Annotated in this window: 1 protein-coding gene; it reads right to left on the bottom strand. The window is 53.4% G+C overall.

What is annotated here, in order from left to right:
* Positions 1 to 177: 177 nt before the first annotated feature.
* On the bottom strand, positions 178 to 564 hold a 387-nt coding region (locus AC1RPH_RS07715; RefSeq protein ID WP_481762012.1), incomplete at its 5' end, for a DNA polymerase beta superfamily protein.

The following is a 564-nucleotide window of genomic DNA, read 5'->3' as shown; positions in this document are numbered from 1 at the left end:
GTCAACCGCTTCGTCCGTGGTGCCCGGATAACACGATTCTGGAACCTCAGGCCATTCTTTGCGACACACGTCGAACCGGCCCTCCAGCCAACAATCCATAAACTGGATGGGGTCTTCACACGGATTCTCGACGCACCAGCGCATTACCTCAATCCACGGTTTACTCATGCTGACTCCTTAAATGTCATTAAAGTACAAAATATCACGGAATTCCTGATCCAGATCGACAGCCGGCGACACGATCGCGAGTTCTTGGTCCGGAATTGTCTCCAGAATCTCCAGTTGCTCTTCGATCCACTCGTTGAGAATCGGGACACGCGGGTGTAGCTTTTTCTCACCTGTCCGCATCTTGATTTCGAGCAGCGCGTCAACAGCGGCCGTGATCTTGGCAGGCTCCACAGCATCGCGCAACTGCGAAAACGAGACGGGAGCCGGAGTCCCGAATTTGGCCGTGAACTGCGCAGCCATAATCGGGCGAATCACGTACAGATACTTCTTGTACCACACTTCGTCCCCCTGAAGATACTCACGGAAATTGCCCTTGGCCATAGACCTGTAATGGTG

It is taken from the genome of Dellaglioa sp. CoH-57-MRSF-16 (assembly GCF_056782055.1).
The sequence above is the reverse complement of the archived record's forward strand: the minus strand, read 5'-3'. Positions and strand labels throughout refer to the sequence as shown.